At 42.4% G+C, this 25,248-nt stretch carries 27 protein-coding genes; 2 read left to right on the forward strand and 25 right to left on the reverse strand.

Going from position 1 to position 25,248, the window contains the following annotated elements; translation table 11 throughout:
- Positions 1-65: 65 nt before the first annotated feature.
- From yjgA to mazG, 9 genes are all read right to left on the reverse strand, one after another.
- The gene (gene yjgA, locus MTX11_RS01985) at positions 66-599 is read right to left on the reverse strand and encodes a ribosome biogenesis factor YjgA (RefSeq protein WP_243474230.1); all 534 of its coding nucleotides are present in this window, start codon (positions 597-599) and stop codon (positions 66-68) included.
- 2 nt (positions 600-601) lie between these two features.
- Complete coding sequence (locus tag MTX11_RS01990) at positions 602-871, reverse strand: HPr family phosphocarrier protein (RefSeq protein ID WP_034438008.1); 270 nt, start codon at positions 869-871, stop codon at positions 602-604.
- On the reverse strand, positions 868-1,719 hold the full coding sequence (gene rapZ / locus MTX11_RS01995) for an RNase adapter RapZ (protein WP_004278335.1): 852 nt from the start codon (positions 1,717-1,719) through the stop codon (positions 868-870). Before rapZ ends, MTX11_RS01990 begins: the two co-directional genes overlap by 4 nt.
- Before the next feature lie 18 nt (positions 1,720-1,737).
- Positions 1,738-2,586, reverse strand: a complete 849-nt coding sequence (gene panC / locus MTX11_RS02000; RefSeq protein ID WP_004278336.1) for a pantoate--beta-alanine ligase — start codon at positions 2,584-2,586, stop codon at positions 1,738-1,740.
- 1 nt (position 2,587) lies between these two features.
- Complete coding sequence (panB, locus tag MTX11_RS02005; RefSeq protein ID WP_071850421.1) at positions 2,588-3,397, reverse strand: 3-methyl-2-oxobutanoate hydroxymethyltransferase; 810 nt, start codon at positions 3,395-3,397, stop codon at positions 2,588-2,590.
- A 53-nt stretch (positions 3,398-3,450) separates the two neighbouring features.
- Entirely contained in the window at positions 3,451-3,936 is a 486-nt protein-coding gene (folK, locus tag MTX11_RS02010; RefSeq protein WP_071850422.1) for a 2-amino-4-hydroxy-6-hydroxymethyldihydropteridine diphosphokinase, read from the reverse strand.
- Positions 3,933-5,405 carry a polynucleotide adenylyltransferase PcnB gene (pcnB, locus tag MTX11_RS02015; protein WP_071850423.1) on the reverse strand — a complete coding sequence of 491 codons (1,473 nt, stop codon included), beginning with the start codon at positions 5,403-5,405 and terminating at the stop codon, positions 3,933-3,935. Before pcnB ends, folK begins: the two co-directional genes overlap by 4 nt.
- Positions 5,406-5,541: 136 nt before the next feature.
- Positions 5,542-5,964, reverse strand: a complete 423-nt coding sequence (locus MTX11_RS02020) for a ComEA family DNA-binding protein (RefSeq protein WP_148334714.1) — start codon at positions 5,962-5,964, stop codon at positions 5,542-5,544.
- Positions 5,924-6,736: a nucleoside triphosphate pyrophosphohydrolase gene (mazG, locus tag MTX11_RS02025; RefSeq protein WP_148334715.1), complete on the reverse strand. Its 813-nt coding sequence runs from the start codon at positions 6,734-6,736 to the stop codon at positions 5,924-5,926. Before mazG ends, MTX11_RS02020 begins: the two co-directional genes overlap by 41 nt.
- An 89-nt stretch (positions 6,737-6,825) precedes the next feature.
- Between mazG and MTX11_RS02030 the strand changes: the two genes are divergently transcribed.
- Positions 6,826-7,596 carry an SDR family oxidoreductase gene (locus tag MTX11_RS02030; protein WP_004278346.1) on the forward strand — a complete coding sequence of 257 codons (771 nt, stop codon included), beginning with the start codon at positions 6,826-6,828 and terminating at the stop codon, positions 7,594-7,596.
- A gap of 22 nt (positions 7,597-7,618) precedes the next feature.
- Here the strand turns inward: MTX11_RS02030 and MTX11_RS02035 are convergent, their stop codons facing one another.
- From MTX11_RS02035 to MTX11_RS02110, 16 genes are all read right to left on the reverse strand, one after another.
- Positions 7,619-8,263, reverse strand: coding sequence for a 4'-phosphopantetheinyl transferase family protein (locus MTX11_RS02035; RefSeq protein ID WP_004733036.1), 645 nt, complete (start codon positions 8,261-8,263; stop codon positions 7,619-7,621).
- A 139-nt stretch (positions 8,264-8,402) separates the two neighbouring features.
- Complete coding sequence (gene der, locus MTX11_RS02040) at positions 8,403-9,812, reverse strand: ribosome biogenesis GTPase Der (RefSeq protein WP_004278348.1); 1,410 nt, start codon at positions 9,810-9,812, stop codon at positions 8,403-8,405.
- Between the two features lie 168 nt (positions 9,813-9,980).
- Positions 9,981-11,129 (reverse strand): outer membrane protein assembly factor BamB, encoded by a 1,149-nt coding sequence (gene bamB / locus MTX11_RS02045; RefSeq protein WP_005245986.1) that lies wholly within the window; start codon positions 11,127-11,129, stop codon positions 9,981-9,983.
- Positions 11,126-11,824, reverse strand: coding sequence for a YfgM family protein (locus tag MTX11_RS02050; RefSeq protein ID WP_005103250.1), 699 nt, complete (start codon positions 11,822-11,824; stop codon positions 11,126-11,128). The genes bamB and MTX11_RS02050 overlap by 4 nt, the downstream gene beginning before the upstream one ends.
- Before the next feature lie 30 nt (positions 11,825-11,854).
- Positions 11,855-13,150: a histidine--tRNA ligase gene (gene hisS / locus MTX11_RS02055; protein WP_243474231.1), complete on the reverse strand. Its 1,296-nt coding sequence runs from the start codon at positions 13,148-13,150 to the stop codon at positions 11,855-11,857.
- 3 nt (positions 13,151-13,153) lie between these two features.
- Positions 13,154-14,275, reverse strand: coding sequence for a flavodoxin-dependent (E)-4-hydroxy-3-methylbut-2-enyl-diphosphate synthase (gene ispG / locus MTX11_RS02060; protein ID WP_243474232.1), 1,122 nt, complete (start codon positions 14,273-14,275; stop codon positions 13,154-13,156).
- A gap of 23 nt (positions 14,276-14,298) precedes the next feature.
- Positions 14,299-15,090 (reverse strand): helix-turn-helix domain-containing protein, encoded by a 792-nt coding sequence (locus tag MTX11_RS02065; RefSeq protein ID WP_004278356.1) that lies wholly within the window; start codon positions 15,088-15,090, stop codon positions 14,299-14,301.
- Complete coding sequence (gene pilW / locus MTX11_RS02070; protein WP_005103248.1) at positions 15,081-15,881, reverse strand: type IV pilus biogenesis/stability protein PilW; 801 nt, start codon at positions 15,879-15,881, stop codon at positions 15,081-15,083. The genes MTX11_RS02065 and pilW overlap by 10 nt, the downstream gene beginning before the upstream one ends.
- A gap of 14 nt (positions 15,882-15,895) precedes the next feature.
- Entirely contained in the window at positions 15,896-17,131 is a 1,236-nt protein-coding gene (gene rlmN / locus MTX11_RS02075; RefSeq protein WP_243474233.1) for a dual-specificity RNA methyltransferase RlmN, read from the reverse strand.
- A 122-nt stretch (positions 17,132-17,253) separates the two neighbouring features.
- Positions 17,254-17,685, reverse strand: coding sequence for a nucleoside-diphosphate kinase (ndk, locus tag MTX11_RS02080; protein ID WP_004647460.1), 432 nt, complete (start codon positions 17,683-17,685; stop codon positions 17,254-17,256).
- 110 nt (positions 17,686-17,795) lie between these two features.
- Positions 17,796-17,996, reverse strand: coding sequence for a Fe-S cluster assembly protein IscX (gene iscX, locus MTX11_RS02085; RefSeq protein ID WP_004278360.1), 201 nt, complete (start codon positions 17,994-17,996; stop codon positions 17,796-17,798).
- Between the two features lie 87 nt (positions 17,997-18,083).
- Positions 18,084-18,635, reverse strand: coding sequence for a phosphatase PAP2 family protein (locus tag MTX11_RS02090; RefSeq protein WP_243474234.1), 552 nt, complete (start codon positions 18,633-18,635; stop codon positions 18,084-18,086).
- A 20-nt stretch (positions 18,636-18,655) separates the two neighbouring features.
- Positions 18,656-19,936: a glycosyltransferase family 4 protein gene (locus tag MTX11_RS02095; protein ID WP_243474235.1), complete on the reverse strand. Its 1,281-nt coding sequence runs from the start codon at positions 19,934-19,936 to the stop codon at positions 18,656-18,658.
- A gap of 699 nt (positions 19,937-20,635) precedes the next feature.
- A complete protein-coding gene (locus tag MTX11_RS02100; protein ID WP_180038816.1) occupies positions 20,636-22,972 on the reverse strand; it encodes a fimbria/pilus outer membrane usher protein in 2,337 nt (778 codons plus the stop codon).
- Positions 22,973-22,994: 22 nt separating this feature from the next.
- A complete protein-coding gene (locus MTX11_RS02105) occupies positions 22,995-23,699 on the reverse strand; it encodes a fimbrial biogenesis chaperone (protein WP_180038817.1) in 705 nt (234 codons plus the stop codon).
- A 76-nt stretch (positions 23,700-23,775) separates the two neighbouring features.
- On the reverse strand, positions 23,776-24,309 hold the full coding sequence (locus tag MTX11_RS02110; RefSeq protein WP_071850440.1) for a hypothetical protein: 534 nt from the start codon (positions 24,307-24,309) through the stop codon (positions 23,776-23,778).
- Positions 24,310-25,019: 710 nt separating this feature from the next.
- Between MTX11_RS02110 and MTX11_RS16660 the strand changes: the two genes are divergently transcribed.
- Positions 25,020-25,244: a helix-turn-helix domain-containing protein gene (locus MTX11_RS16660; RefSeq protein WP_373683226.1), complete on the forward strand. Its 225-nt coding sequence runs from the start codon at positions 25,020-25,022 to the stop codon at positions 25,242-25,244.
- The last annotated feature ends 4 nt before the right edge of the window (positions 25,245-25,248 follow it).

The raw sequence follows: 25,248 nt of genomic DNA on the forward strand, positions 1-25,248 counted from the left end.
AAGCCAACCGGATTAAAACAGCTATAAAAAAAGCGGCCTAAAAGACCGCTTTTTTACATGGCTACTTAATTGTCAGAAATCAAGGCCACTTGCTGTACATAGTTAAACAGCTTTAATTTAGAAGCATTTACTTCCTCTTCAGGTGCTTGATTCTTTAAATCACGGTGTACCCGAAGATAATGTTGACGTAAGGTATGACGCTCTGTCGCATTATAGGTTTTGGTAAATTCATTGATGGCCGGATCTCCATCTTTGACAATTCGATCCACCCAACGCTGTAATTGAGCTGTCTTTTTAAGACCTTGTTTGGGTGTTAAATAAGACAAAATTAGCGTTTCATTTTCATTACGTAATAATTTACCAATCCGTGAAAATTGACGACGACGTGCTTCATGTGAACTAATTGCCTGCACATCAAGCAAGGCATCAATCAAACGCTCATCTACGGGTAGGTTTTTAATTTGTTTAGCGCTCAGCTCTGCAAGCTGCGCACCTAAAGCAGCCATACGCTGGACTGCTTTTTTCTGTTCGGTCTTACTTGCGCGTCCCTCTAAAGAATCAAAATCTTCTTCAGTTAAACTGTTCGGTCGACGTGCCACGATTAATCTGCCTCATAAAATTTTGCTGCAAATAGTGCCTGAATTTCAGATAAGGCTTTGTCCTCGTCTGCTCCTTCAATCACTAAGCGTAAAGTTGTTCCTTTGCCTGCACCAAGCATGAGCAATGACATGATATTTTTGGCATCTACCAATTTGTCAGCCTTGCCAATCTGGATACTGGAACGAAATTTGGTGGTAACTTCTATCAGTTTACCAGATGCGCGTGCATGTAAACCCAGTTTATTAATTACGTCAACTGTCGTATCAATCATGACCAGTGCTTCATTTCTCGATGGAGGACTTGAATAGACCATTTTGCCTCAAGGGCTTTTTTTAGTCTATCCACAATATAAACAGAACGATGCTGACCACCGGTACAGCCAATCGACACGGTCATATAATGACGATGCCCTTCAGCAAAGGTCGGCAACCACTTGTCCAGAAAATGATACAGATCATTGAACATATCCTCGACCTGATCGCTCTTTTGTAAAAACGCCTGCACCGGCTGATCTAGTCCTGAAAATTTGCGCAGTTCCAGTTCCCAATGCGGATTCGGTAAATGTCGGACATCAAAGACATAATCGGCATCCAGTGGAATGCCATGCTTATAACCAAAGGATTGCAGAATCAGGATCAGGTTATCGGCCTGTCCAAGCTTGGACAACAAAGTATGTTTCAGATCATGCACGCTTTTATCGGTGGTATCGATATGCACCGTAGAACGCAACTGAATCGGCATCAACAGGATTTTTTCTTCCTGTATACACTGATTCAGGCTTTTAAAGCGTGATGCTAGAGGATGCGGCCGACGCGAAGCACTAAAGCGGGCAATCAGCTCCTGATCCTGCGTGGTCAGATAAATAATATCGACCGAACCATGCTGTTGCAGTTGCTCAAATACATGATCAAATTCTTGTAAATCTGCCCGGGTACTGCGCACATCGACGCCCAGTGCCAGCTGTTCCAGATTATTTTCACTGTCCAGTTTTGCCACGATTTCGGGAAGCAATGCCAAAGGCAGATTATCAATACAGTAATAACCCAGATCTTCAAGCACCTGTAATGCAGATGATTTACCCGAACCAGATTGTCCTGTGACAATTAAAATGCGCTTCATGCATGCTACCCTTTCATCTTAGCCGGCAGTGTATTTAACCTGCAGGTTATCGATCAGACGTGTATTCCCCAGCTTTGCTGCTATAAATAACACAAGATCTTGATTAAACGTATGAATTTTTTGTAATTCTGGAGTGCGGACTTCAACATAATCCACCACAAACCCGGCATCGGTTAAAGTCTGGCGAATCTCCGCCAATACCGTATCCAGCTCCACGCCTGCATGTAATTGCTGTTCAGCTTTTTGCAAGCTTTGATAAATGACCGGTGCGATTGCACGATGCTCTTCGCTTAAATAACCATTGCGCGAACTTAAAGCCAGGCCATCTTCTGCACGGGCAATCGGCACACCAATCACTTCCAGTGGAATATTCAGGTCTTGTACAAACTGACGAATCACCGCCAATTGCTGATAATCTTTCTGGCCAAAGAAGGCGTAATTCGGCTGTACGATATTAAACAATTTAGTGACTACCACCGCCACGCCATCAAAATGGCCAGGACGCTGCAAACCGCATAAATCATTGGTAATGTCAGAAACACTAATATTGGTCAGACGCGGTTTTTTACCATACATTTGCTCAACCGTCGGCGCAAACACGATGTCACAACCAACTTCTGCCAAAAGCTGCTGGTCCTGCTCAAGCGTGCGCGGATAGCTGTCAAAATCTTCATTGGGTCCAAACTGGATTGGATTGACAAAAATACTGACCACCACTACATCACACAACTTACGCGCTTCACGCACCAGATTTAAATGTCCCTGATGCAGATTGCCCATAGTCGGTACAAAACCGATAATCTTGCGATTGGTACGCGCCGGATTTAATGATGCCGCTAAGCCCTGAATGGTGGTTTCTGTTTTCATCTTACAATTCAACCTGAAAAGTTTGTTCTGGTGCCGGGAAAGATCCATCTAAAACTGCAGCATGATACGCTTTAAAAGCATCCAGAATGGCTGTCGCACCCGATTGTTCTTGCATAAAATTACGTACAAATTTTGCAGTGTGGCCAAAGGTCAAACCGAGCATATCCTGAACCACCAGCACCTGGCCGTCTGTGGCTGCGCCCGCGCCAATGCCAATGACCGGAATCTGCGGAAACAGTTCTGTGATTTCCTGGCCAAGCTGTGCCGGTACGCACTCAAGTAGCAATAGTGCAGCTCCCGCCTCTACCACTGCCTTACAGTCCGCAATCAGCTGATCGGCCGCTTCACGAGTACGGGCTTGCAGCTTATAACCGCCAAAGACATGTACCGACTGCGGAGTAAGACCCAAATGCACACACACCGGAATACCGTTACGGGTCAGCACTTGCACGGTATCTGCCAGCCATGCACCACCTTCCATTTTCACCATTTGCGCGCCGGCCTGCATCACGGTTTTCGAGCTTTGTAAGGCATCAGTCAAGGTGGCATAGCTCATAAATGGCAAGTCAGTCATGATAAAGGCATGCTGGTTACCACGGCGTACCGCAGCAGTATGATAAGCCATATCTGCAACCGTGACCGGCAAAGTCGAATCACGCCCCTGAATTGACATTCCCAGAGAATCGCCAATTAAAATGCTGTCCACTTCGGCAATTTCCATGGCTTTGGCCATACTGGCATCATAGCAAGTCAGACATGAAAATTTGCGTCCATCTGCTTTAAAGCGTCTTAAATCACTCAGACTGACCATGAAAATGTTCCTCTATGCTTGAAAGTTCTGTCGAAACTACCATCACTTAAAAATTAAATATTTGCCCAGTTGCTGTCATCGAGTACCGCGAGGGTCGATTGTTTGACGATGTCCAGGTCTTTTAATCTATGTCCATGAACCTGCATTTCAGGATCAATATCCAGAAGTGGAATCAGGACAAAATCACGCTCTAATACTCCAACATGCGGCACAGTTAAGCGTTCATTTTGAATCTGCTCATTGCCGTAGATTAGTAAGTCTAGATCCAGTGTACGTTCGCCCCAATGCCGCAAACGTACCCGACCTGCGTCCTGCTCAAAGGCTTGCAAACGATCCAGCAAGCTTAAAGCAGCCAGATCGGTATTTAACTGCACCACTGCATTCAGATAGTTCGGCTGATCCTGTGGCCCCATCGGTGGACTTTGATACAGATGCGAAGTTTTCACCTGCCCCAAGGTCGCCAGTTTCTGTACAGCTTCTGCCAGAATCTGGCGTGAATCGCCCAGGTTACTGCCCAGGCCAATATATGTCACGATCATTGTGTTGGTCCAAATACCACTTGGCTCAGATCACGTTTTACCCGCTGACGTTTCATAATCGGATGATCTGCGCCAATTTCACCGCTGGCACTGGCTGCCACATGCGACAGAGGTTTCGCCTTGTCTTCAAACTTGGCTTTACGCACCCGACGATTGCGTGGTTCAGGTTCATTCACTAACGGCTCAATCTCGGCAAGATCTTGCTGTTGGGTCAGTTTCTGGTCCAGATGTTCTTCTTGACTCGCCTTGCGACGGCTCTTGGCACGCTGACGGTTATACTGGCTAATGGCCCGTTCTTTCTCGTCACCGCTCATTTGCTGGTAAGCATCCCACCAGCTGCCCATGCCTTGGGCAGTTGCATCGCCTGATTTTTCACGCAGCAGCAAAAAGTCAAAGCCGGCACGGAAACGCGCATGACTGGACAAGGCCTCAATTTGCTGTGGTTTTGGATTCAGCAAACGGGTCTGCATTTCCCAAACTTCACGAATAAAAGTTTCCGCAAAGCGTGGAATAATAGTGCGGGTTGCCTGACGTTTTAATACGTCGAGACCGGCTTGGGCACGGGCTTCGGCCGCTACCACACCTTTATTCAGATAGAATTCACAACGCTCCAGGAATGGCTGCCACAACAATACCGCATAGAAAAATGCCGGATTGATGGTCTTGCCGATCGAAATACGCTGATCGGTATTTTTCGCAGCGCGTTCCATAAATGGCGTAATTTCAGGCTTGATATCTGCAAATAACTGCTGCCAGATGCCGAAATCAATCAGCATTGGCAAGACACGGTTCAGGTGTCCCATGGTGAACAGTTTCTGTGATTCATCATAAAGTCGATGCGGAGAAACATCACGCAGCAACTGGGTCATTTCCGGCGTAAAGACATCCAGAATCGCTTCATCAATATTAAAATTCAGTTTGGCGGCAAAACGTAAGGTTCGCAGCATCCGCACCGGATCTTCTTCAAATCTTAAAGTCGGATCACCGAGTAAGCGTAAGGTTTTGCTGTGGATATCATCCACTGCATTGCAGAAATCCAGCACAATGCTTTTACGCGGCTGGTAGTACATTGCATTGATGGAGAAATCACGGCGGGCAAAATCCTGCTCGATGCTGCCCCAGTTGTTATCACGCAGAATCATCCCCGCGGCCGAGGTCACTGCTTTTTTTGGTGGTGCACGGAAGGTTGCCACTTCAACCAGTTCCCGCCCTGAATAGACATGCGCCAGTTCGAAACGTCGTCCGATAATTCGACAACGCCGTCCGAAAACTTCCTTGACCTGAGCCGGGGTTGCATTGGTGACTGCATCGAAATCTTTAGGATTCAAACCTAACATCAGATCTCGAACACCACCACCCACGATATAAGCTTCATAGCCTGCCTTGTTTAAGGCATCAATCACATCGAGAATATAAGAAGGTAATTGAGCGGTTGATAAACCACATTTTGACGCGCGCAAAGTTTGCAAAAGACGCTGTCTCCTACGTCTGAACGTAAAATTCTAAGATGACGCTAATCATATCGCTTACACGCCTAAAGGGCAATTTGATTATGTCAATCCTGCGAGTCAAATCAATCAGCTAGTCATGATCCATGCTGTCGCCTTACAAGGCCAATTTGGCCTTGTTTTTGGCAAACAATGCCGGTCCAATGCCTTTGACCAGCTGGATCTCTTCAATGCTTTTGAATTTTCCGTTTTTTTGCCGATGTTCAATAATGGCTTCAGCCTTTTTTTGACCAATACCATTTAGCTGCTGTAATTGCTCCACAGTTGCATTATTTAAACTGATTTTATCAGCAGCAGAAGATGCCGATAATGCAGGCTTCGCCAGATAGTGATTGCTTTCTGATGAAGCCGTGGAGGCAGCTTTTTTCTTCAGGCGAGCGTCATGTTGCTGTTGCTGGGTCTTCCATTCCATATAATCGGTCGCAGTTGCATGCGCAGTCCCGATAGAAATAAAGCCCAGCCAGCAACTCAGAAGGAGATTAATCCACGTCGGATCGATTCGATAAGGTATTTTTTTCATGTGCTGCTCTTTGTTTTAATTCTAATTTAGCCTGTTCCCAGAGCTGATCAAGTTCAGTCAGTGACAGCTTTTCCAAGTCTAATTGTTGTAATTGTGCCTGATCTTCCATCAAGGCAAAGCGGGTCCGGAATTTATGGATCGTCCCCAATAATGCCATCTCGCTGGAAATGCCAAGTTTACGGCCAACATTCACCAGAGAAAATAAGCAGTCGCCAAATTCTTCCTGTATTTCATCGGAATCTTCTCCAGCTACCGCTTCTTTTAATTCAGCCAGCTCTTCTTCCAGCTTGGCATAAGCACCCGCCATATCAGGAAAATCAAAACCGATTTTGGCGACATTTTTTTGAATTTCATCGGCCTGTACCAAAGCCGGTGCATATTTAATATCATCCAGACGTGAACGCGGCTTGCCCTGCTTTTCTTGCTGTTTGATTTCTTTCCATAGCTCAGACACATCTTCTGGGCTGAGCTGCGCAAACTGTTCCGCCTGAAATACATGTGGATGACGACGAACCAGTTTATCGGTAATGGCCTGTACGACATCCTGAAAATCGAAAGCCCCCTGCTCGCTATACATTTGCGACTGGAACACCACCTGTAACAGCAAATCACCCAGCTCATCGCGGACATCGTCGACTTTTCCAGAGCGGACTGCTGCTTCGACTTCGTAAGCTTCCTCAATGGCATATTTAGTCAGAGATTCAGGGGTCTGTTGCTGATCCCATGGACATTTTTCACGTAATTCGCGAATGACCTTGAGTAGTTGTTCCATATTCAAAAACCTCTTTTTTACCAAATAGTCGCGTCAATCTGCCAGTTTCTTGTTATGCTCAAAAAAAAGACAATAAGGAGATCAGGCACATGCACAGTATATTGATTAGTGGTGCAGCACAAGGAATTGGTGCCGCGACAGCCGCCCTATTTTACCAGCACGGCTACAAGGTGGGCATTTATGATGTTCAGGTGGAGCAGGCAGAACAACTGGCCCAGCAATTGGGCGAACATGCCAAAGCCGGCTTTCTCGATGTGGCTGACTATGCTTCCTGGGAAACAGCTTTAGCCGAATTTTCAGCTTGGGCAGGTGAAATCAATATTCTGGTCAATAATGCCGGGATCTTATATTCAGGGCCTTTTGAAGATACCACCATTGCGGCACATCATCGGACTCTGGATATTAATGTCAAAGGGGTCATGAACGGCTGTCATGCCGCTTTCCCTTATTTAAAAGAATCTTCATTTGCCCGCATCATTAATCTATCTTCCGCTTCGGCGATTTATGGCCAGGCCGATTTAAGCAGTTATTCCACCAGCAAGTTTGCAGTGCGTGGCCTGACTGAAAGTCTGGATATTGAGTGGCAACCCTATGGGATTCGAGTCTTGGATGTCATGCCGCTTTTCGTCAGTACGGCCATGGTCAAAGATATGCAGGCAGAAAGCATCAAAAAGATGGGCGTGCATTTAAAAGCAGAAGATGTTGCACAAGATATTCTGAAACTGGCAGAACTCAAAGATTCCATCTGGCAAGCAACGCATCATCCGGTCGGATTCAAAAGCCAGTTTTTATTTCATTTGTCGCGGATGAGTCCACAATTTGTGAATCGGCTGAGTAATCTGCTCATTTCCAGAAAATAAAAAATATTGGAATTCATTCTATTTAGACAGTTTGATGAAGCTGAATCACGGGAAATCTCAATCCCTTGCAGGAATCCTCACTTTGCCAGGCCACGGTGAGCATGCAGCCAGCAAGCGTATAATTTTGATAGGCATAGATGCCAATCTCTGGATGTTCGCAGCGCCCACCATTTTGCTCAGGATGGATATTGGTATTGAGTTCGTTGAGGTTGATCCGGATTCCCAAGCCTGATGCCTTTAACACGGCCTCTTTGGTCGTCCAGACTTTAAACCAGTATTCAGGGTCATAAGCCAGCGCTTGCCAATTTTTGAGTTCTTCAGGATGGAAGGCGTGCTGTGCCAAAGCTTCAAAACGGACTTTACGGCTCAGTTCTTCAATATCGATTCCCAAGTTTTGGACATTCCTGCTCGTGGCCAGGGCGTAGAAATTTTGACTATGACTATGATTAAAACTGAAATCCGGATAGTCATTTAAATAAGGCTTGCCAAAATTCGTCCGTACCACCTGTTGATCGCTAACTGGCAATTCAAAAGATTGGGATAAAAGCTGATTGCGCAAAAACGCCACTTCGCGTTTCCGTTCGGCAACCTGGGTTTTGCGGTCTGACAATTGATCATAAGTCAGATTAGAGAGTTGATGCAGATGTATTTGAATCAGCCGGGCCACGTGAATCCATTCAAAAAGACATAAACTAATGGGAGTGTAAAAGAATTTACACTTTTATTGGGAGAGAAATTCATTATTTTATCAAAACAAAAAGCCCGCTTTACGCAGGCTTTTTATCCGGAAAATTTAAACTATAAAATTAACGCTTAAATTTCTTCTCGGCTTTCTTGAACTTCTGTACATAACGACGTTTACGTGCAGCTGCACGCTCATCCACTTGAGACTTACGACCTTCAAACGGGTTTTCCGAAGTTTTAAACTCGATTTTAATCGGTGTACCTTCAAGCTTGTACACTTTACGGAACACGTTTTCCAGGTAACGGCGATAATCTGCAGGAGTTTTATCCACCTTGTTTCCGTGAATCACGATCGTTGGTGGATTCTGCCCACCCATATGCGCATAACGCATTTTAATACGACGACCCTGAACCATCGGCGGTTGGTGGGCATCTGTCGCATCATTTAAAATCTGGGTGATTTTTGCTGGTGACACTTTCAAACGAGATGAATCATAAGCACGGTGAATCGATGGATAAAGATCACCCACACCCGTTCCATGCAATGCAGAAATCAAATGCACTTTGGCCCATGGAATGAAATCGAAGCGACGCTCTACATCGAGCTTACATTGCTTACGATCATATTCAGTCATGTTATCCCATTTATTGACTGCAATGACCATGGCACGACCCGCTTCAAGTGCATAGCCAATCAAATGCAAGTCCTGCTCAACAATACCATCACGCGCATCAACCACAACAACAATTACGTTAGCATCTTTCATTGCCTGTAAAGTTTTAACAATCGAGAATTTCTCAATCATTTCATCAACTTTACCTTTACGGCGCACCCCGGCAGTATCAATCAGGGTATATTGACGGCCATCACGCTCGAATGGAATATAAATCGAGTCACGTGTTGTACCCGGCTGGTCAAATGCCACCACACGCTCTTCACCGAGCAAGCGGTTCACCAGCGTTGATTTACCTACATTTGGACGACCAATAATCGCTAAACGCAGACCCGTGTTTTTGTCATGCTCTTCCGGATTTTCATCTTCCGGTACATCGGCAAGTACATCTTCCAGCATTTGCTGGACACCACGACCATGGCTGGCTGCGACTTGTAACGGCTCGCCCATACCCAGTTTGTAGAATTCAACCAAGGCAGCTTCAGCATGTACACCATCGACTTTGTTGGCAACCAGAAAGACTTTTTTGCCTAAAGTACGCAATTCACGGGCAATCTGCTCATCAGATGCCAGCAATCCGGCACGCGCATCAACCACAAAAATGATGATGTCGGCTTCATGAATGGCAGTCTTGGATTGCTCTGCCATATATGAATCAATACCACCTTCATTTTCGCCAATACCGCCGGTATCGACCACAATGAAAGATTTATTTTGATAGGTAGCATCGCCATATTTACGGTCGCGTGTCAGACCTGCAAAGTCTGCCACCAATGCGTCACGGCTCTTGGTAATCTGGTTGAACAGCGTTGATTTTCCGACGTTCGGACGACCAATGAGCGCAATTACGGGTTTCATAGAGTAACCTTTATTCAATATCAGGCGTCAAAGTGGCCTGAACATCAGAAAGTATAGGAAGATATAAGGGGGAAATACCCTAAATAAAAACACGGGGCATTGATTTTTCAATCACCCCGCGTTCACAAAAATACGGTTGTGGCTAGTTTAGCATAAGGCTCGTTAAAATTAACGGTTCTGCCAAATGCTTAATGCGCCCTTGCGTGTAGAAACATAAAGCTGGTTGTCGATGACGCGTAAGCTACGTACTTCCCCAGAGGTTTTCGAACGACCAGTAATCTGTCCGGTACGCGGATCAATCAGGTGCAAGACACCATCCAGATCGCCGACTACAAGATCAGTACCCAGCATCACCGGATTACTTAACTTGCGATTCAACAGCTGGTCATTTTCCCAAAGCGGTTGACCCGAGGTAATCTCAAAGGCTTTGATTTTGCCATCGGTTTGCGCCACAAATACGCCATTACCCACAACTTCTGGACGCTGGATACTGCTGGCATCTTCACTCCAGACCACCTGTTGTGAAGCTAAATCCAGCACAGTCACCTGACCTTGATAACTGGTGGTCACCACAAACTGGCCTGCAACGACCGGTTCCCCGTCAATATCCACCAGACGCTGGATATCAGAACGTCCATCCGACACTGCGACACGACGCTGTAATTTTGGCACACCACTTAAGGCATCCAATGCATAGATATAAGCATTGGAAGAGGCAATCAGTATATTACGGGCATCTAATGCAACCGGTGCAGCCATGCCACGTAAGCTGAATTGTACATTAGGTAAGTCATAAGTCCAAACTTGCGCACCCGTCGCAATTTCATGCGCATATACGGTGCCGTCATTGCTGACACTAATGACCCGCCCTGCATGAATCAGTGAAGGCGCCAGTAAAGCACCCGTCAATTGCGCAGTCCATTTCTGCTCGCCGGTTTGTTGATCTAGCGCAAACAGCTGACCTTTCTGGTTGCCGACGACAACAAGACCTTCGGCAGCTTCAACGCCAGAACTTAAATTGTCTTTGCTGACTTTCTTCTGCCACAGACGCTGTTTGCCTTTAAATGCAGACACTTCGCCTTTCGGGTCAATCGCAAAGACCACGCCATTGTCTGCATCCAGACGTAAACGCAACGGATCAGCAGCATCTGTTGACGCCACACTGGTGGAAAATACAGGGACCAGGGTTTTGGCTTGGGTCAGTTTTGGAAGTGGATTCGGTTTTACTTCTGGAACTTTAGTAGTTTTACCTGCACAGCCAGCCAGTGCAAGCGTTAAAACAGTCAAGGCACAGGTAATTTTGTATTTTCTATTCATGCAGCTTCTTCCGCTTGTGTTTCTATAATTGGGCGTTCGATTTCTGGATCATCGACTAACACGCCTACGCTTTCGAGCTTAATTTGTAAAATCTGACGTTCTTCTTTACGTTCAATCAAAGCATCCCATGCACTTTGATATACTTTTTTCGCATTTTCAATATCATTTTTGGCAACATAGATATCGCCACGTGCTTCATCGGCAGTTGCTTTAAATGCAGGTTCAGTCACTGCTTCTAAAGTTTTCAATGCAGCATCATATTTTTTCTGTGCCAGTTGCGCATAGGCCAGACGAAGTTTAACCACCTGAACCAGGCCTTTATCATCTACTTTCGAGTTTTCAACTTTCTGTAGTGCTTTCTCGGCCGCAGCATAATCTTCTTTGTCATAAGCCAGTTTCGCCATGACTAACTGGGTTTGAATCGCCTGAGCTGAGTCAGGCGCTTCCTTGACAATTTTGTCCGCAGTTTCAGACAGCTTGGCAAAACCATCACCTTTCGATGCCTGTGCATCATCCATCAACTGCTGAACCTTGGCAGTGTGCATTTGCGACTCTGCCAGGTTTTTCTTCTGCCAATATTCCCATCCAAAAAAGGCAATCAGCGCAATTAAAATCCCGGTAATCATCGAAGAACCATATTTCTTCGTAAAGGATTTTAAGCTTTCAAACTGTTCATCACCACTCATTGCGCTCATGAGATTACCCTTTTCCTAATGTTTTATCGATTATTTTGAAGAAATTTTAGTACTAAAAAATGCAACGAAGTCCGTAAATGGTATATTCGATTGCTCTGCGGTTGCCAGCTCTTTCACAGTAAACGCCTGAGCTTCCAGTTCACGTTCACCCAAAATCGCCGCATACAAAGCACCGGCTTGATCAGCCTTTTTCATTTGCGATTTCATTGAACCCTGTGAGCCTACTTTCAAACGAACCTGACTGCCTGCTGCTTCAAGCTGATCACGGATCTGCTCCGCAATGACCAAAGCTTTACCTTGAGAAGCCGGTTCAGCCACCAGGAATACTTCACAATCACGTGTCGGGGTATTGTCTTCAACCTGCTCAAGCAAAAGCAATAAACGCTCGATACCCATGGCAAAACCAACTGCAGGAACAGACTGATCTGCCTTTCCTTTAAGCTGCCCCACCAGGCCGTCATAACGGCCACCGGCACAGACTGTTCCTTGTGAACCCAAATGGGTTGTGGTCCATTCAAAAACAGTTTTGTTGTAATAGTCCAGACCGCGTACCAGTTTTTGATTGATCACGAAGCTCACGCCTGCATCAGTCAAATACTGCTGTAACTGGGCAAAATGCGCCAGAGTTTCTTCACCCATAAAGTCATGCAGTTTCGGTGCATTTTCCAAGATGCTTTGTGTTTTGGCATCTTTAGAATCCAGAATACGCAATGGATTCGTGGTCAGACGGCGCTGAGAATCTTCATCCAGATCCGCTTTATGCGACTCCAGGAATTCAACCAGTGCCGCACGATATGCTGCACGCTCATCCGACTCACCGAGTGTATTTAACTCAAGCTGAACCTTGTCTGCCACACCCATACGTTTCCACAGACGTGCTGTCATCAGGATCAGTTCTGCATCCATATCTGGCGTTGCCACACCAAAAGTTTCCACACCAAACTGGTGGAACTGACGGTAACGGCCTTTTTGCGGTTTTTCATAACGGAACATTGGGCCGATATACCAGACGCGAGGCGTCGCACCACGCAGCAGATTATGCTCCAGCATGGCACGTACACAGCCAGCCGTCCCTTCAGGACGTAACGTCAACGACTCAGGCGGATTACCCTTGTCGAGGAAGGTATACATTTCTTTTTCAACGATATCGGTTGCATCACCGATCGAACGTTTAAACAAATTAGTCTGTTCTACGATAGGCAAACGAATTTGTTGATAGCCATAGGCATCCATCAAACCGGATAGATGCTGTTCAAGACGTCTCCAAGCTGGGGTTTGCGTTGGGAGAATGTCATTAAAACCTTTGATTGCGACGATTGAACTCATGATCTACTCAGGAAAACTTGTACGAATAATTTCTTTAGATTTAGCTTCTTCAAGCTCGGTAACACGTTGACGAACCATGGTTTCGATTTCATCAACCAATTGATTCGTGTCAATTAAATGGCTCTTTTCACCATTACGGTACACCAGTGAACGTGGTGCTGCACCTACGACACCAATATCCGCTTCTTTAGCTTCGCCCGGCCCATTCACTTTACAGCCAATGACCGAGACATCCATTGGGGTACGAATATCTTCTAAACGCTCTTCAAGTTGCTGCATCACGGAAATCACATTAAATTCCTGACGTGAACAGCTTGGGCAGGCAATGAAGTTAATCCCGTTGGAGCGCAGACCCAGCGATTTCAGAATATCAAAACCAATTTTAATTTCTTCTTCAGGCTCGGCAGCTAAGGAAATACGCATGGTATCCCCGATGCCTTCCATCAGCAGGCAACCCAAAGCGATCGCAGATTTAACCGAACCGGTACGGTAAATACCTGCTTCTGTGACACCCAAATGCAGCGGATTATCAATTTGCTGTGACAGCAAACGATACGCATCCATAGTCAGAAACACATTCGATGCTTTGACTGAAATTTTAAATTCCTGGAAATCCAGACGGTCTAGAATATCGATATGACGCATTGCAGATTCAAGCAGTGCTTGACCAGTCGGCTCGCCATATTTCTTTTGAATATCTTTTTCCAGGGAGCCGGCATTGACACCGATCCGCATGGAAATGTCGTTATGACGTGCCGCGGCCACCACTTCACGGATTTTCGCTTCCGAACCGATATTGCCCGGGTTAATCCGCAGGCAGTCTGCACCCAAATCGGCAACTGCCAAAGCAATTTTATAATCGAAGTGAATATCCGCCACCAAAGGTACATTGACCTGCTTGCGAATTTCACCGAATGCTGCTGCCGCTTCCATCGTTGGCACTGAAACCCGCATGATGTCCGCGCCCGCATCCACACAGCGCTGAATCTGTGCAACCGTAGCTGCCACATCACAGGTTTCAGTATTGGTCATGGACTGGATACTGATTGGTGCATCACCACCCACATAAACTGAACCCACACGAATTTTACGTGTTGGACGACGTTTAATTGGATTTACGATCATCGTTCTGCTCTACTCTTGATCTATTAAGGTGATAAACGGAATTCTGCTTTTCCGTTCACAGTGTAGGGTGACAATGAAATATTTTCATTATTTAAACTGAGTGATACAGCCGATGCATCATCCAGACGAATCTGGAATGGCGCTTCACCATTCAGCTGCAAGCTCGATGCCTGACGGCCAGTTGCCAGAACATTACCCGCCGAGTCGACAATATGCACCGAAGTCGGACGGTTAAAATCAAGTTTCAGCTGATCACCGGAAAGTGCGGCACCTGTATCCAGATTCAGAATCTCGACATTAGAAGCGCCTACTCCAGAGACTTCAGTGCTATTTTGTGAATTACTACTCGACCAGTTCTGAATCATGGCAAACAGTGCACCCAAAATCAGCAGCAATACCAGCGTAATAAAAATGCGCTTTAACCACTTACGATTGCGGTCACGTTTGGAACCTGGCAATTTCCCCATAATTTTGATAGGAGAATTATTCAGGGCATGATTCGGCAGCAGCCCGGTATCATTGGTATAAATTTCATCAAAACGTTGAATAATACTAGACGCATCTACACCCAGAAATTTGGCATAAGTCCGGTAATAACCTTTAATAAAGGTCGCTTCAGGCAAAGACTTGTATTCATCCTGCTCAAGAGCAGTCAGGGTTTTGACTGGGATGTTCAGCTCTTTCGCTACATCTTCCAGATTGCGTTGCTGATTGATACGAATCTGGCGCAAGTACTCGCCCGGACGTTGAATATTTCCTAACGCATTTGGAGCTACGCTCGAATGATTCGATGGTGAATTAGGATTTACTTCCATACGGCCTCAGTACTGTACTGTAATTGCAAATAACGTTGGTATTCCTGGCTTTCAGGAAAAAGTGCACGTAACTGGTTGACCAATACCTGCATCCCCAACTGATCACCCCCGGCACGCGCAGTGCGAATGCCAACCCAGAGCGCACGGGCACCCTGATTTTTCTGTCCCACACCACGCACAAACTGTTGATACATTTGTGTCGCCGCCGGGAACTGCTGGTTCAAATAAAATATTTCTGCCAACTCTAACATTGAAATATAAGAATCGCGATTGGCTTGTAGCGCCTGTTTGAATGATTTTTCAGCATTCGCTGTATCACCCAGTTTTAGGTAAATCCGCCCCATATTTTCCAATGCACGGAAACGTTGATCATAACCTAAAGTGGCACCGGCAATTTGAAACTGCTCAATCGCATCATTATAGCGTTCAAGCTGATATAAATAAGTGCCGTAATTATTTCGCGCCTGTGCATTTTTCGGATCTGCCGAAATCGCACGCTTGAAATAATGATCTGCTTTTTCGAGATTGAGCTTACTACCTTCCTGCTGCAATAGCACGCCCATCATCATATTCGCTTGAGAATCACGCGGACTGCTTTCAAGTGCCTGATCCAGCGCACGTTTAGCTGCATCCAGGTCACCTGTTCTCAGATATTCTACCGCCAATTGGGTACGGACTTTGGTGGCCTTTTCAGGGTCTTTCTGACCCAGATCTGGCGTCTGACACGCGACTAAAACCAAAGACACACATACTGTTGAAATCAAAGCAAACTTTGATGTTAGATTTCTCAACTGGCGACCTCTTATTATCCTTGTGAGCGCATGATCTCATTCGATTGCGCAATTTTCTTTTTCCACTGTTCCGCACGACGGGTACGGTCAGCAACTTGTCCCACTAACTGTCCGCACGCGGCATCAATGTCATCACCGCGTGTCTGACGAATCGTACACACAAAACCGGCATCAGACAAAGTTTTTTGGAAAGAAATAATCCGGTTGCGGCTTGAGCGGCCATATGGCGCATGCGGGAACGGATTAAAAGGAATCAAATTAATCTTGCTTGGCAAATTCTTCAACAGCTTAATCATTTGCTGGGCATGTTCAGGATGGTCATTCACGCCATCTAACATCACATATTCAATGGTTACATGCTTACGTGAACTTTCGTTACCATCTTTGGCAATATAACGCTGACATGCTGCAATCAGCTGCTCAAGCGGATATTTTTTATTGATCGGCACCAGCTCATTACGCAGTTCATCATTTGGCGCATGCAATGAAATAGCCAGCGCCACGTCAATATCTTTGACCATCTGATCGATTTTCGGCACCACACCAGAAGTCGATAAAGTCACACGACGTTTTGACATGCCGTATGCAAAGTCATCCAGCATAATGCGCATTGAATTCAATACTGCATCGTAGTTGAGTAATGGCTCGCCCATGCCCATCATCACCACGTTCGTGACTGAACGTTCACGCTCAAGTACAGGCACATCTTCCATATAGGAATAGTTCGCCATCCAGAGCTGACCGATAATTTCTGCCTGGGTCAAATCGCGCTGAAAACCCTGTTTACCGGTCGAACAGAATGAACAGTCCAGTGCACAGCCCACTTGTGAAGAAATACACAAAGTGCGACGTAAACCACTGCGATGTTCAGCAGGAATCAATACGGTTTCGACGAGGGAACCGTCACCGTCGCCAACACGGAATACCCATTTACGGGTTCCATCTTTGGAATAGTTTTTATGCACCACTTCAGGCGCTTTAATTTCACAAATCTTTTCTAATTTTTCACGCAGTTTTCCTGAAATATTGGTCATTTCAGCAAAATCGGTCACGAAGAACTGGTGAATCCATTTCATCACCTGCCCGGCACGAAACTTCTTCTCACCCATGTCCTCAAAGAATTTTTCCATTTGCGGACGTGACATGCCAAGTAAATTCACTTTCTCGACAGTATTTGCCTGTGCTGGAGCGGATGGAGTGTGTTGCTGTGGCTCAGAAACTGCTGATACAGCGACTGCTTCAGTACTCATGTGTATTACCTAAACCATGTCTAAAGATGAAAGGAGAAGCTCAATATGTGAGCAAAGAATTATTCAGAGAATAAAAAAACCAGATAAGTATAATAACACTTATCTGGCTTGAATACTGCGAATTAACGAGTACGTGGAGCAATCTCAGTTTGAGCGAAGAAGTAGTTAACTTCACGATCAGCAGATGCTACAGAGTCAGAACCGTGAGCAGCGTTTTCATCAATGCTTACAGCGAAATCTGCACGGATAGTACCAGGAGCAGCTTCTTTAGGATTCGTCGCGCCAAGGATGTCACGGTGAGCAAGAACAGCATTTTCGCCTTCAAGAACTGAAACAACCACTGGACCAGAAGTCATGAATGCAACTAGGTCAGCAAAGAAACCACGTTCTTTGTGCTCAGCATAGAAGCCTTCAGCTTCAGCTTGAGTCAAATGTTTCATTTTAGTTGCAACAATTTGAAGACCAGCTTTCTCGAAACGAGCAAAGATGTCGCCGATGTGGTTTTTAGCAACTGCGTCTGGTTTAACGATAGATAAAGTACGTTCGATAGCCATGATAGGCTCCTTAAGTCAATTGTTGACATGAAAATTTGGCGCATTATACCGAGATAATGCGCATTTTTCTGCTTTTCATCTGTAAAAAAATGCTTTTTTAAGATGAGGGCTTAGCGTGCCTCATCAATCCATGCCATTTGAATCGCTTCAAGCAGACCTTCAGTCGACTTGGTTGGATCATCTTCAAATTCAGGCAAAGCACATACCCAGGCATGTAAATCAGTAAAACGAATCCACTGCGGGTCCACATCTGGATGCGCTTCATAGAGTTCAATCGCGATATCGAGCGTGTCAGTCCAACGTAAACCCATCTCTATTTCTCACCATAATTGCTTTGATGCTGTACTTTAACAAATCTGTGAAAATCTGCGAGCCTTTGCTCCGGCTTTCACTTATTTTTACAGCACAATATTCAGATAAGGTGCGGTCAGGATAATGGCAATTGCCATCATGCCACCCAGAATTGCGCCAACTGCCACATCACTTGGATAATGTAATCCCAACACCATTCGGGACACTGCGACCAGAATCGTAAAAGGCAACATCAGCATGAGTAATAAAGGTGCGACATAACCTAAAACGGTGGTTGCCATGACGGCATGCAAGGTATGTCCCGAAGGAAAACTGAAATGATCCAGTGGATGCTCACCCAAACGGATCACCTGATGCACCTGATAAGGACGTGGCCGTACGGTTTTGATTTTAAGCACCTTGTAAATAATGGTACCAATAGTGCTTCCCAAAATCAGATAAACAATCTGCACGGTATAGATCAAGCCTTGCATGATCCAAACCAATATCAGCATGAAATACCAAAATGCACCATTTCCTAAGCGGCTAATCATTTTAAAAAAAGTGGCAATACGGACTGAATGCGAAAAATGATTCAGATAAACACAGCCTTTCAAATCGATTTCTAAAAATTTAATCTTTACATTCTGGAGTTTCACACTGGTGCTCCTTTCTTGTTTTATATCCTGTATTCCTGTTGCTGTACCAGTGAATACAGTGCCTGTTCAAATTGCCGGACTGGATATTGCCAGCCTACTTTTTCGGCTTTTTTACGTGCTTGCGCGCCCATCTGCTGTAATCTTTGCAGATCAGGCAGTCCGAGCATCTGCTGAATCAAACCCCGCTGATGTCCAAGTCTGCTCAACCATCCCGTTTCACCATGCTGCACATGCAAGTTTGCACAAGCATAATCATAAGCAATCACTGGCAAGCCACTGGCCATCGCTTCCAATACCACATTTCCAAAGGTTTCAACCTGACTGGCAAAACAGAATACATCTGCACTGGCATACGCCGCTGACAGTTTTTCTCCTGTCAAGCTACCGGTAAAAACAATACTGCCATCCTGATTCAGTTGTTGCAGTCGAGTGCGATCCGGCCCATCTCCAACCACTACCAAACGTATATCTTGCTGACGAACTTGGCGCAGCACAAAATAGGTTTTGATCAGCACGTCAATTTCCTTTTCAGGAGAAAGCCGTCCGACATACAACATCACCCGGGTCTCGTTTGAAACTCCCCAAGCATAGCGCAAATCTGGTGATCGCCACTTTGGTGAAAATGTATCTGGATCGACGCCTCTGCCCACAACTGCCAAGGGACAAGTTACACCAAACTGATTCAAGGCTTGAGCCGTGCTTCGACTCGGGACACAGGTCAAATCAGTATTATTATGAAACCACTTTAAATAGCCTTGAATTGGCTTCAGTAAAAAAGCCAAATCAAAAAACCGACTAAATTCCTGAAATGATGAATGGAAACCGCTAGAGACTGGAATTTTATGGAATTTTGCAAGCTGCTGAGCTACCAAACCCAAAGGGCCTTCGGTCACAATGTGAATAATATCGGGGGTAAAAGTTTCAACAGCTTGATGGATTTTTAAAAATTGCGGTCTACCAAACTGCAAATTGCTATATTTAGGAATGCAATGCGCTTTAACCAGACATTCACTATGCGGTTTAAAATCGTTACAGGCTTGTCGTTGTTCTGGACGTATTAATAAAATCTTATGCCCCTGTTTTTGTAATCCTTTACAAAGTTGCAATAAAGCATGGGCAACACCATTGATTTCAGGAGGCCAGGTTTCAGTCACAATGGCTATTTTGAGACGAGGACGAGTCAACTCTTCCAAAGGCAGGGTCATTTTTGTTTTTTGCTGTCGCAACTGTTTTAAGTCAAAGCTAATATTTTGAAGTGCAGACATTTTTTTCGATAACGCTGAGGTGCAGGGCTGTTCCATATCACACCTATGTGATTATATTTTAAGCTAAAGTCTAATGCTTATTTATTGCATTTTAATGATATTACCCCCCTTCTCTCATTTTATTCGGAAGTTGATGTACTTATAGAGATATCTAATTAACTTGACTAACAATTAAGAGTAAATTAACTCACCTATTCATAACCATAGCTCATGCCTAAAAAATCCAGTCAGAAAGCTTCAAAATCTGGTTAAAGGACTTAAATAGACCAAAATCCAATTCTCTTTTAAGAGCCAACTAAAAGAATTCAGTAGATAAGATCCACATATAAACTGTCTTTATAAACTCCAGCTGGGGTCAAAGCAGAAGGTTGTTCAGCTAGTTGTACCAATACAATAAATTTACTTAGGCTAGTTGCCGGTTGGGATATCGGCATATTCCAACGGGATGAGGTCGCCCCAGAAATATACATTTGTGTTCTTATTTTATGATTGTGCTCATTAACCAAATAACTACTGCCATTAGTGCTGGTTAAGTTTCTAGAATTAAATTGAATAGCATAACTGCTATCACACCTTACGATAAAAGAAGTCGCAGCTTGGCTCAGATAAGAGGAGTTCAATTTGAGTTCTGATACTGTCGATCGATCAATCTGACAACGTTGGGCATGACTTAGACTGGTCAATAATAGAGAGAACACAAGTACAGTAAATTTAAGTTTCATTATTTTTCATCCTTTATTTACAGATAAGCGTAGATAGTCCGCTTTCTTCTTTTTGATTTTCTGTAACCGTCAATTGTGCAAAGCAAGTTTTAGATTCGGTGCTGATGATTTTAATATTGTAAGTATTTGGAATAAGCCCATATAGAGTGACCGTACCGTCCGATGAGATAGGATAAACCTCCCCACCATCATTATCGATATATAACTCTGAACCGGCTGTGAATTTATGATTATTACTATCTACAGGCAAAATCGTGACCTGTTTTGTATTATATATAGGGAAATTAATAATATACCCCCGCTGATCTAAAGCAGTAAGCCTCTTGGTTGCATAAGGAATCTTAGCTTCGACTGGTAATTGATTCTGATCAAAACCAATATCATAATTTACATAAGGAATAATATCATGAACAAAGGTATAGCCTTTCTTATTCGTTTTATCTACTACAGATAAAGACCTTAAAACATCGACATCCTGATAATCTCCCACACTAACAACAGAAAATGCATTATCAACCAACTTGGTAAAATTGAATTTATTATTAAGAAAAACAACCGCACCACGATAGTTTAATTGTGATTCAGACTCATTATCTCCCTCTATATGATAAAAACCTAAATCCCCAACATCTGTTTTCAATCGCCCATTGAAATTATATAGTGTTTCATCTTCGAGTCTATTTACACCTGTTTCATAGTCAAATCCAACCTGATTAGGATTACTTTTTACAAATTGCAATTTAGTTCTTTCATCTGTTGAATGACTAAAATAAACTGCTTTATCATCATCAAAACTATAGCTAAGTGATAAGACAACTCCAGAATCCCGATCATCACCAAATGAGCTAAAATAACTCAAACCTAGGCTTCCCTTCCTACCTAGCCGACGATTAAACCCTAAATTTAAAGTTTTACGATCATTTTGAAAAAATGAAGGAATCTCATCTTCCACGCGCATTTCTTGCTGATGAAAACTCTGGGCAGCATAATTCAAATAAATATTATGCAAGAGAGGAATATTGCTCATTCCCCCATAAATTAAATATTCATACTTAGGATAACTATAAAAATTATCCAGGTCATCACCTAAATATTTAAAATCTCTTTCTGTATATTTCGCACTTGCACCAAGTGAAACTCTTCCGAAATCCTTTGCAGCAGATAATCCATATGAATAATTAAAATTATTAAGTTCATCGTGTGAAGCTTGAACTACACTATCCAAAACCAAATAATGACTAATAGCTTGAGTCCATAGAAAGCCTAAATTTTGCAAGTCTTCGCTATAAGAAAAATTAGAACCAAGTGTTGTCCAATTAGATACCCCATAACGATAATAAAGGTTAGAGAAAAAATTACGATAGTCATTACTTTCTATATTATAGTTATAACGCAACTTTCCTAATGAAACATTATATTCACTAAGATCAGATCTTAATAGCCGATTCGTCACCAGAATAGGAAAACTTTGTACACTCCTATTCCCTAATACATCTTCAACAATAATTTGTGCATTTCCTGCCTGTTGAATTTGTGCACCAGTTTGAAGATTGAAATCACCAGGACTGACTCTTTGGCTATATATACTTACCCCATTAATATACAAATCAACTGTAGAAGGAACACGCGCACTTCCCTGTAAGATTGGAGTATTCCAATAAATAAAATTTGGTCGCTCAGTAAAATTAGTTCCCCAGTTTAAACCGGCAAAACGTAAAGAATTAATTAATGGATTATATACTGTAGTTGTATCTCCTAAAGTAAGCTGAGTCATACTTTTAGGAAATTCAAAGTCAATACTAGTGCTGAGTCGAGTAAAATACTCATTCAAAGGATGATTATAATATGCTATTGAGTTCTTAAAAATCCAATAGTCTTTAAAGACACCCAGATCTGTCAGGCCGTTATATAAAGAATTCGTTTCTCTGTCTATTTTTGAATTTAAATAGGTAAAATCATAATTTACGAAACCTCCAAAACTGGCTCTCTCTGGCATAGTCTGCAACTGGGAGATCTGTGTACTTGATTTAAACAGTTGGGTAGGTATGGTGAGATTAATTGTTTGCTTAGAGGCATCGAAATTAGATTGAATATTCCGGTCCGAAATAAGACAAAACTCATCCCGAGAAGCCATTTTTGATAATTTAGATATATCAATATCTCGTTCCGACAATATATTGCACTCTATGTAAAAATTATCATCACTTTTTATTAAAATAATATCTATATTATGATCAAGCTCGTTTATCCAAAGATTAGCAAAAAATTCATCATCAGGATTCTGGTTAGCATTAGCATTACATAAGAATAAAATATTAACTAGAATAATTATTTTTCTATTTAACTGCATAATATAATCCTTAATTATAATTTTAATCCATAAGCTTTAACTCTATTTCCTCATGCGACTTATCTGTCATTACTTTAACAAAATAATTACGAGGATTATTTATTTTAACGCCTTCCAACTCATAAAAAATACTCTTATCTTTAAGTGCATATTTCATATTATTACTAGTAAAAACTTCTTTCTTATTAGAATCTAAAATTTGTAACTTTGAAATTTGAATATGAGATTCTGCTTTATTTTTAACTATAAGCTTATCATTCTCAATATTAAAATTTAATTTTAAGTTATCTTGCTTTCCAATAAATAATGGCAGGTTAAAATTCATCAAGAAAGTAATAGATGATTCTTTTACAGGTTGAGGTAATTCCTCAATTACAATGCGCCAGGCACCCTCTTCCCGACCATCCAATACAGATACTATTGGACGATTAAAACCAACACGTATAACTTGTTTCCCATTAGGTTTTAAAATAAAATTTCTTGGATTAATTATAAGAGTATCATCCTTCTCCAACACATCTTCACCTTTATCATTTTGATCCCATTTAAATGCTTTCACCTCAAATATCTTTTTTTCTACTTCATTTATAGACTCTAAAGTAAGTGTTGTTGTTTTTTGTTTTTTATCATTAAATATATACATTTGCACTGGATCAATTGCAACATCCGCCTTCCCGCCAGAAAAATAAAAAAAAGATAAAAAAAATAATATAGTTGTTTTTCTCATATTATAATTTTCCATTTAAAAGTATAATGAGGAAACCTAACCCAACATAAATATCAGGTTAGGTTGATTAAATAAATTAGTAGTAAGCTTTAATTAGATAGCGATCGGTATAATTACCTGCTAACTGTGTAGCATCAACTGCAGTATTGGTAACTGCAAGTGTATAATTATCAACTGCTTGACCAGCATGATTTGAATTACCAAATGGAACAGCACCTGCAGCACCTTGTTTAGTCGTCACAATTGTTGTAGCAATTGTTTTAGATGCATCTGTTTCATGTTTAACAAACGTAGTATTATTAGCACCGGCATTTGCAGTTTGTAAATTTAGAACATAAGGGGTATTTGTTGTAATTGAATAATTTGTAGTTTGGGTTCCACCAGCAGCAGATAATACTATTGCATTTCCACCAGTTAAAACACATTTCTTATTAATTTTAAGTGAAATTGGAATTTCTTTTTCACAGCCTAAAGTATTACATTTACTCCAGTCAATTGGTGGTTTAGGAGGATGATAACCACCTCGAGCTGCTTCATCTTCTGCAAAAGATGCCGTAGAACAAGCACCAAGAACTAATGCCGCTAATGCCGATTGTGTAATTTTGTTCATGATTTTCTCCATTTCTTTTTAATAAAAGAATATGTATATGTAGTTATTTTAACGATTACGCTTTAACTCTTATTATTATGAGTAAAGTTAAGTAACCGTTAACTTATCTTATTATCTTTGACCTAAAAATATGAAAAAGTTTATTATTCACAATACTACTCTCTATTTTTGGTTTTTTATTTGTTTTAAAAAATTTAATCCTATACTTATAAAAGGTTAAGACAAAAAATAAATTGATACAATTTAAAAATATTTCTAACTATGTCAAATAAAAAGAATAAAATAATCTTTAAATTTTATAAAAAACAATTAAACCACTAATTTTATTATTTTTTTATAATTTACCTTAACTTACAAAAAAATAAAACAAAGTTACGAAATTTACAAATAGTTGTAAATTATGCAACTTTATTTAAGAAATGTGTGATTTTGTCGAAACTTTTGCTTTCTTTTTCACACATCAAGACTTTTCTTAGCTATGAAAAACTTTCTAAAAAGCAATAATTAATATAAATTAACTAAAAAACAATATGTTAATATACAATAATCTTCTTTCATAAATAAAAATTGAACACTATTTTGCTTAATATTCGTCCTCTAATTTTCTTGGCATTCGTGCCTAATTTATGAATGAAACACATCGATTCAAAAAGTTTTCAGAAACACAGTTTAAGCGATATACAGGCATATCATGGTCAACTTTTTATTTAATGGTTGATCAATTGAAGAAACATGTTTTAACTCAAGGCAGACCGCCCAAGTTAAGTATTAAGGATCAGATTCTGCTCTGTCTAAGCTATTGGCGAGAATACCGAACCTTATTTCACGTTACTAAGAGTTACGGAGTTTCAGAGCCAACAGCCTCAAGAATTGTAGGTCATGTCAAAGATTGGCTGATCAAGTCTGAACTAATACAATTTATAAAAGAACTCTAATATA

The sequence above is a fragment of the Acinetobacter lwoffii genome (genome assembly GCF_022809915.1).
Lineage (GTDB): Bacteria > Pseudomonadota > Gammaproteobacteria > Pseudomonadales > Moraxellaceae > Acinetobacter > Acinetobacter lwoffii_M.